This window comes from Prevotella dentasini JCM 15908 (assembly GCF_000614065.1).
GTDB classification, from domain to species: domain Bacteria; phylum Bacteroidota; class Bacteroidia; order Bacteroidales; family Bacteroidaceae; genus Prevotella; species Prevotella dentasini.
This window is the reverse complement of sequence record NZ_BAKG01000021.1, coordinates 41,755-48,481: the sequence shown is the minus strand read 5'-3', so window position 1 is coordinate 48,481 and position 6,727 is coordinate 41,755. Positions and strand designations below refer to the sequence as shown.

8 protein-coding genes are annotated in these 6,727 nt (G+C 46.3%); 1 reads left to right on the top strand and 7 read right to left on the bottom strand.

Translation table 11 applies throughout. The annotated features are described in order from the left end of the window. Positions 1 to 180: 180 nt before the first annotated feature. The 4 genes from JCM15908_RS10265 to rpsF form a co-directional block, all read right to left on the bottom strand. A complete protein-coding gene (locus tag JCM15908_RS10265) occupies positions 181 to 1,254 on the bottom strand; it encodes an AAA family ATPase (protein WP_025003255.1) in 1,074 nt (357 codons plus the stop codon). Positions 1,255 to 1,494: 240 nt separating this feature from the next. Next, on the bottom strand, positions 1,495 to 2,058 hold the full coding sequence (rplI, locus tag JCM15908_RS10260; protein WP_025003254.1) for a 50S ribosomal protein L9: 564 nt from the start codon (positions 2,056 to 2,058) through the stop codon (positions 1,495 to 1,497). A gap of 16 nt (positions 2,059 to 2,074) precedes the next feature. Then, positions 2,075 to 2,347 carry a 30S ribosomal protein S18 gene (rpsR, locus tag JCM15908_RS10255; protein WP_004355224.1) on the bottom strand — a complete coding sequence of 91 codons (273 nt, stop codon included), beginning with the start codon at positions 2,345 to 2,347 and terminating at the stop codon, positions 2,075 to 2,077. A 2-nt stretch (positions 2,348 to 2,349) separates the two neighbouring features. Next, positions 2,350 to 2,694, bottom strand: coding sequence for a 30S ribosomal protein S6 (gene rpsF / locus JCM15908_RS10250; protein WP_025003253.1), 345 nt, complete (start codon positions 2,692 to 2,694; stop codon positions 2,350 to 2,352). A 136-nt stretch (positions 2,695 to 2,830) separates the two neighbouring features. On the opposite strand from rpsF, the gene JCM15908_RS14915 reads away from it, so the two are divergent. Next, a complete protein-coding gene (locus JCM15908_RS14915) occupies positions 2,831 to 2,995 on the top strand; it encodes a hypothetical protein (RefSeq protein WP_199897214.1) in 165 nt (54 codons plus the stop codon). A gap of 248 nt (positions 2,996 to 3,243) precedes the next feature. Here JCM15908_RS14915 and rprY read toward each other — a convergent pair whose 3' ends face one another. The 3 genes from rprY to JCM15908_RS10230 all read right to left on the bottom strand — a co-directional run bounded on the left by rprY (position 3,244) and on the right by JCM15908_RS10230 (position 6,618). Further along, on the bottom strand, positions 3,244 to 3,951 hold the full coding sequence (rprY, locus tag JCM15908_RS10240) for a response regulator transcription factor RprY (protein WP_025003252.1): 708 nt from the start codon (positions 3,949 to 3,951) through the stop codon (positions 3,244 to 3,246). A gap of 94 nt (positions 3,952 to 4,045) precedes the next feature. Continuing rightward, positions 4,046 to 5,587, bottom strand: coding sequence for a sensor histidine kinase (locus JCM15908_RS10235; protein WP_025003251.1), 1,542 nt, complete (start codon positions 5,585 to 5,587; stop codon positions 4,046 to 4,048). Between the two features lie 230 nt (positions 5,588 to 5,817). Next, the gene (locus tag JCM15908_RS10230) at positions 5,818 to 6,618 is read right to left on the bottom strand and encodes an acyl-[acyl-carrier-protein] thioesterase (protein WP_025003250.1); all 801 of its coding nucleotides are present in this window, start codon (positions 6,616 to 6,618) and stop codon (positions 5,818 to 5,820) included. Positions 6,619 to 6,727: the final 109 nt, after the last annotated feature.

Sequence of the window (6,727 nt, the reverse complement as noted above, 5' to 3'; positions counted from 1 at the left end):
CGGAAAATTTATATACGCTTAGAAATTTACGGGGAAGCGGTTAGAAAAATATTTCTATACGTATAGAAATTTTCCGCTAACCGTATATAAATTCAAGGCCTCCCGGAAGCCCGACTTCAGGGACTCTTCCCTCAAATAAAGAAAGCAGCCCCTCCCCCTCTCTTACGGGGGAGGAACGCATCACCGCAAGGCCAAGTTATAGTTGTAGTACTCCGTCTTGCCCGTAATATCTTCGACGACTTCAAGGAACGGCGGAAAATTGACGTCCTCGTGGTCTACTATTCCCTTCGTTTCGAGTATCTGAAGATTAGACACGGGCGAGAGGTAGGTGTCCAGCTCAAAGAACTGCCCGCGCCAGATAAAGGTCTTGCGAATCTTGCGGATGGTACAGCGGTAAGGGTCAGCCTGACGGAGCAGCGACTCGTAAAGATTGTTGTCTATCTGCCGCTCTGTCTCCACCTGCTTGTTGCCGGGCAGCGTTTTCTTCGTGGTGCGGACGTTGACGGAAATACCGTTCAGCGTGCGACGGCGCAGGCGCACCTCGCTCTGCGGCTCGGAGGTAAGATAGGTCTGGGTGATTTCGCTCTCAATGGCCTCGGGAATCTCGCCCGTCAGACGGACAATATACTTGCGCTCTTCGATAACCTGCTGTGGAAGTTCGAGCACACTTGAGATTTCCTGCAAGACGCGGTTTATCTTCGTATCAAAGTCCTCGTGATTATTGATTACGCGCAGATGCGGATGCTCCGACCACGCCTGAATGACCTTCTTGTCGAGCATACGGGCCAGCTCTATCCCCTCGGTGCGCTCGGCATTGTTGGCCGTGGTATAGAACTGCTCGGCACCGTCGGCAGCACTGACCAGATGGAGCACGGCATCGTAACGGCCGCGCAGCTGTTCCGATGAGACGCCCACGCCTGCAGTGATTTCCGCCCACATCTCCGGCTTCATATAGGCGGAAATATCCATCGTGCCACGGTCGCAGACTATGATGGTAGGCTTGTCGGTAATGGTCTCCGCCATACGGGTAAACTTGTCTTCCAATGCGAGCTGCATCTCGAGCGTCGCCCGCTCGCCCTCGTAAAAGAAGGCACGGTTCTTGGTCAGATAGTCCATGCCTGCCTGACTGAAGAGCGTCGGCACTTCAGGAATGATGAACACTTTATAGCCAAGGCTCGAGAAATGCTCAATCACTTTGACAAGAGCGGTTGTCTTTCCGGCACAAGGTCCGCCGGTGAGTACGATTCGTTTCATAAGAAAACTTTCCCAATCCCCCGAAAGGAGGGGGAGTTCTATATGACAAGGCGTCCCTATACGGCCTTGCCTATATTAATGCCTGTCCCTCCTGACACTATTATCTATATATCCCCTCCCCCATGTTCGGAAAAGCCGGAGGAACTACAAAAGAAATCCCCCTCACCCGGGGGTGAAAGGGATTCTATCTAACATACTGCTTTACAGTGCAAATGTCTTAGCAAAAACATCCGAAGCCGATTACTCAGCTGCCGGTGCTTCCTCCTCTGCTACCGGAGCTTCCTCAACAGGAGCCTCAGCAGGAGTTTCTACAGCTTCGGCCGGAGCCTCTGCAGGAGCTTCCTCTACGGCAGGTGCAGGCTGATTCTCTGCAACGACCGTTACAGGGAGCTTCACCTCAACATCCTTGAAGAAGTGTATGGTAGCCTCGTATGTGCCCACTTTCTTGATGTCGCGCATTGTAACAATCTTACGGTCGATTTCAATGCCCTTCTTAGCGAGTTCGGCAACAACGGTAGCTGCATTGACAGAACCGTATGTTACGCCCGTCACAGAAACCTTAGCCTCAACAACGAGTTCTACACCCTCAAACTGAGCGGCCTTCTTCTCGGCCTCTGCCTTCTGAGCGGCAATCTTGGCAGCCTGCTGCCTAAGATTTTCAGCGAGCTGCTTCTTGGCAGAAGCAGAGGCAATAACACCCTTGCCTGTCGGGATGAGGTAGTTGCGGCCGTAACCGTTCTTTACGTTTACGATTTCGTTCTTGTAGCCAAGACCGATAATATCTTCTTTCAGTATAATTTCCATATCTTACCCTCCTTTTTTACTTCATCAAATCGGTTACGTATGGAAGCAGTGCAATCTGGCGGGCACGCTTAACAGCCTGTGCTACACGACGCTGATACTTCAAAGATGTTCCGGTGATACGACGGGGAAGAATCTTTCCCTGCTCGTTGAGGAACTTCTTGAGGAACTCTCCGTCCTTGTAGTCGATGTACTTGATACCGCTCTTCTTGAAGCGGCAATACTTCTTCTTCTTGGTGTCGATAGAAGGAGCGGTCAAATAACGGATTTCTGATTTCTTCTGCTCTGCCATGATTAAGCCTCCTTTTTAGCTGCCCATTTAGCGCGACGCTTCTCTGCGTATGCAGCAGAGTACTTGTCCTGCTTAACGGTGATGTAACGAATGACCTTCTCGTCGCGGCGGAAGCCGGTTTCGAGGGTGTTGATAACTGACGGCTCTGCATTGAACTCAATGAGGGCGTAGAAGCCTGACGACTTCTTCTGAATGTTGTAGGCCAACTTCTTCAGACCCCAAGCCTCTTCGTTCAAGATTTCAGCACCATTGTCGGTGAGCAGTTTCTTGAATTTAGCGACCGTTTCCTTCATCTGTTCATCAGACAAAACGGGAGTCAAAATGAAAACGGTTTCGTATTGATTCATACTCGTTATAAATATAAAATGTGAATTAAACTGCATCCGCTTACGCAAAATGCGGTGCAAAAGTACACTTTTTTACGTAACCGACCAAATATTTTTCGTACTTTTGCAGCCGTTCACCGTATATTTGGTCTTTTGTATGAGGAAATATATTAAATATTTAGGCATATCAGCCATCGCCGTAGGACTTTTGCTCTTTGGCCTGCACGTCATTGTCAGTTTCAGGGGTAACGCCCTGCTGTTTACAGGACTGACATTGATTATCGGAGGAGTAGTAGCATTTGTCAAGGGAGAGAAGCAGTAGCCTCGGAGCGTTTGCCCGTTTACGAACGGACTCAAGCCGTTCCCTGATGGCAAGCTGCTGTCAGCCCGTCAGCGTTTTTAACATTTTAGGATTTGATAATCAGGATATTAGAAAGGCTTGACAGAATGACAGGAAAAAAAGAAAAACAAAACCGGGAGTCATGCAGTGATATTTCATAGTCTCATGCCCTATCCCTATACAAGTTCCCCATTCTCCTTTAGGGGGAGAATGGGGAAGAACATATCGGCTTATTCCTCTTCCGGAACAATGAGCTTGTAGCCCTTACCGTGGATATTAATAATCTCAATCTGATTATCCGGCTTGAGATGTTTGCGGAGCTTGGTAATATACACGTCCATAGAACGCGCATTGAAGTAATTGTCGTCAATCCAAATGGTCTTCAAGGCATAATCGCGCTGCAAGATTTCATTGGAGTGCGCACATAGAAGAGCAAGCAGTTCGTTCTCCTTGGTGGTCAGCTTGGTTGCCTGCTCCGGGTCGTTGTCAAGAGTAAGGAGCTGCTTCTGTGTATCGAATGTAAAGCGTCCTATCTGATAAAGCGTAGATTCCTTATTCTTCTTGCCACGTACACGACGCAGTATTGCCTCAATGCGGTAAACCAATTCTTCCATTGAGAAAGGCTTGGTAATATAATCATCAGCTCCAATCTTGAATCCTGCAAGGATGTCCTCTTTCAGCTGCTTTGCCGTCAGGAAAATAATAGGAATCTCGGCATTGCTCTGACGGATTTCCTGCGCCAAGGTGAAACCATCTTTCTTTGGCATCATCACATCAAGCACGCAAATATCGTATTTATTCTTGAAGAAAGCCCTGTAACCAGCTTCGCCATCTGGGCAGAGGTCGGCCTGATAGCCTTTCGCCTGTAAATACTCGCTAAGCAGTGTTCCGAGATTCTCGTCGTCTTCACACAAGAGAATTTTGAATTTTTCTTCCATATTGTTTTCTATTTGAGGTTTATAATTTTCTTTTTATGATAATGGAGATTGGGAAGCGGCAATGAAACCTGCAACCGAAGTCAACGGTCTGCTGTCAACTATCCATAATGACAGGCAGCACGATGGTAAACTTCGTTCCCTTCCCGTAAACACTCGACACCTTGATTTCACCCTCATGGAGGTCAATCATCTTCTTGACGTATGCCAATCCAAGTCCAAAGCCTTTTACATCGTGGCGGTTGCCGGTATGAACACGATAGAACTTGTCGAATATTTTCTTCAAATTTTCCTTCTTGATACCCTGTCCCGTATCGCGGATGGAGAGATAGAGGTGTTCATTGTTGTTCCACGTTTTCAAGTAGACATTGAGAGGCTCGTCCGGCTTGGCGTACTTGACGGCATTATCCAAGAGGTTGAAGATAACATTCTGAAAGTGCATTTCGTCTACATAGATAGTAGAGTCTATTGCTTCGATGTCCACATACACTTTACCCCCCGTATGCTCTACACGAAGCGTGAAAGAGTGAGCAATGGTCTCCACCATCTCGTTAAGGTCCGTATGCTTCTTCTTCAGCACAGCTTTCTTGCGGTCGTACATACTCATTTGCAGTACTTTCTCAACAAGGAAGCGCAGTCGTTTCGACTCGTCATTGACGATACCGCCCAGATGCTCTATCATCTTCGGCGACTTCGTCAGGCTCTTATCGTTCATCATCTGGGCAGCGAGCGATATACTCGCAATAGGCGTCTTCAACTCGTGCGTCATATTATTAATGAAGTCGTTCTTTATTTCGCTATACCGTTTCTGACGGAAGATAATGACTATCGTAAAGATAAAGGTAACGAGAAGTACTATGGTGAAAATCATGGAAGGTATCATAAAGCGTACACTCGAAAAGATATAACTGTTCATATCCGGGAAATGTACTTTTACAACGCCCATTCTATTAGGTGGGTCGTTACGGAAGAGCACCTGCGAATAAGAACTTTCCTCTCCATCCTCCACATAGTCGGGACAACGGTAAACCTCGCGTCCGTCCTGTGTAAGCACCGTAAAATGATAGGGAATGTTGATGCCGTTGTTCATCATCTCGGCCTTCAAGTCCTGATCGAGCAACTTGAAGTTGATACGCTGCGAAAGTGGTCTGTCTGAAGCTGAATAAAGAATATTATAGACCACTTCTTCCAAAAGAGCCTTCTGATAGACATAACGGTTACGAACTACCTCCTGCATGCGTTTCTTGGTGGCAGAGATAGAGCCGCTGTCGTTGCGCAGAATCAGGGCCTTGGTGGTCAGCGAAGGATTGCTCTGTACCATCTTGGCCTCAAAGGATGTATATGCTTCGCCCTGATTGTCAGTAGCCGGAACCTGATGGGTAGCCGCCGTATCCTTATTCTGCTTTTCGGACTTCTTTGACTTCAGCTCGTTTTTGTTGACATCGTCTTCCAGATAACGCAAGGTTTCATTCAGCTCCATATTGCGCGAAGCCTGATAGAGTGCACGATTGACGGATTCATCAAATTGCTCTTTTTTCATCTCAGCCATTTCCTCAATGTAATTGAGCTGCAAAAGGAGCAATCCAAGGAATGAAAATCCCATGATAACCGCTATTGTCCAAATCGTCTTTTTCTTCATTGTCCGCTAATTATAATCACCCGAAACTGAAAACAGAGTCGCCGTGATACTCATTGACGGCAAAGATATGAATTTCTTAATTGATTAACATCTAAAAGTTAACAAAAATATCTTAGTTTATAAATATTAACTTACAGGCATATATTTAATTAACAAAAATAAAGCTGAAACGTTATAACAGAAAGATTAAACCTTGTTTGAACAATAACACCATTGAGAGAATAAAGAAATTATCGAACGGATTCCCCAAACACAACCTTACAACGACAGACCTCTATCTCCTCAAGCTCTGGACTCACGGTCTTTGTTATTTTTACACAATATTCCAAAGTTTCAGTTTCTTCGCCAACGGCTTCACACTGAGGAGTACGGTAAAAGTTCAGCTGATTACCCTGATGCGACTCTGCCACGTATGCAATATCCAAACGGCGAAGAGCATGCCGCCGATACCACTCCAAGTCCCAAAGGTCAAGCAGATGCTCAATATATTTCACAGAATTAATATGCCCGTTCATATCCACATCATTATAAAAGGTATCTATGGAGCGAACCAAAACCACCTTGTCGTCCATCCTGACACGCGATGATTTCTCAATCGGACACAGATAGTCTTTTTCTATATACTCCGTGATAAGACCATCGCGGACAGCAAGAATGTCTGTAGGCTGACGAGTCTCGGTATCTATCATAGCCCAAATGCTGCGTCCATGACCATAAACATGCTCATCCTCCCCTACGACCTTGTAGTTTCGACTTGTGAAATAGCGCATGGCACCTTCTACCCACGTCTCCACAAAAAACTTATCGTAAGCCTTTGGCATCTCCTCCATTTCGATGGCAAGACGGCTTAATACCCAAGTCTTCCTGACAGTATTGAGATAATTCATCCCATAACCACGGTCGTTGCTATGGAAGTCAGCGGCATTGAGCAAATGGTTTCCCAAATGCCCCATGAACAATTTGCCGGAGAAGTCGCAATGAAATGGTTCTGCCGTAAAGGGGTATCGTCCTATCTTTGGTAATTTATCCATAAATCTACGCTTTATTCATTTATAAAAGGGAAGTCCTGCCAACACTGCCACAGGATACCTGCCCTTATATTATAACTAAAAATTCCCCTACTTATTATATTTATCTGCC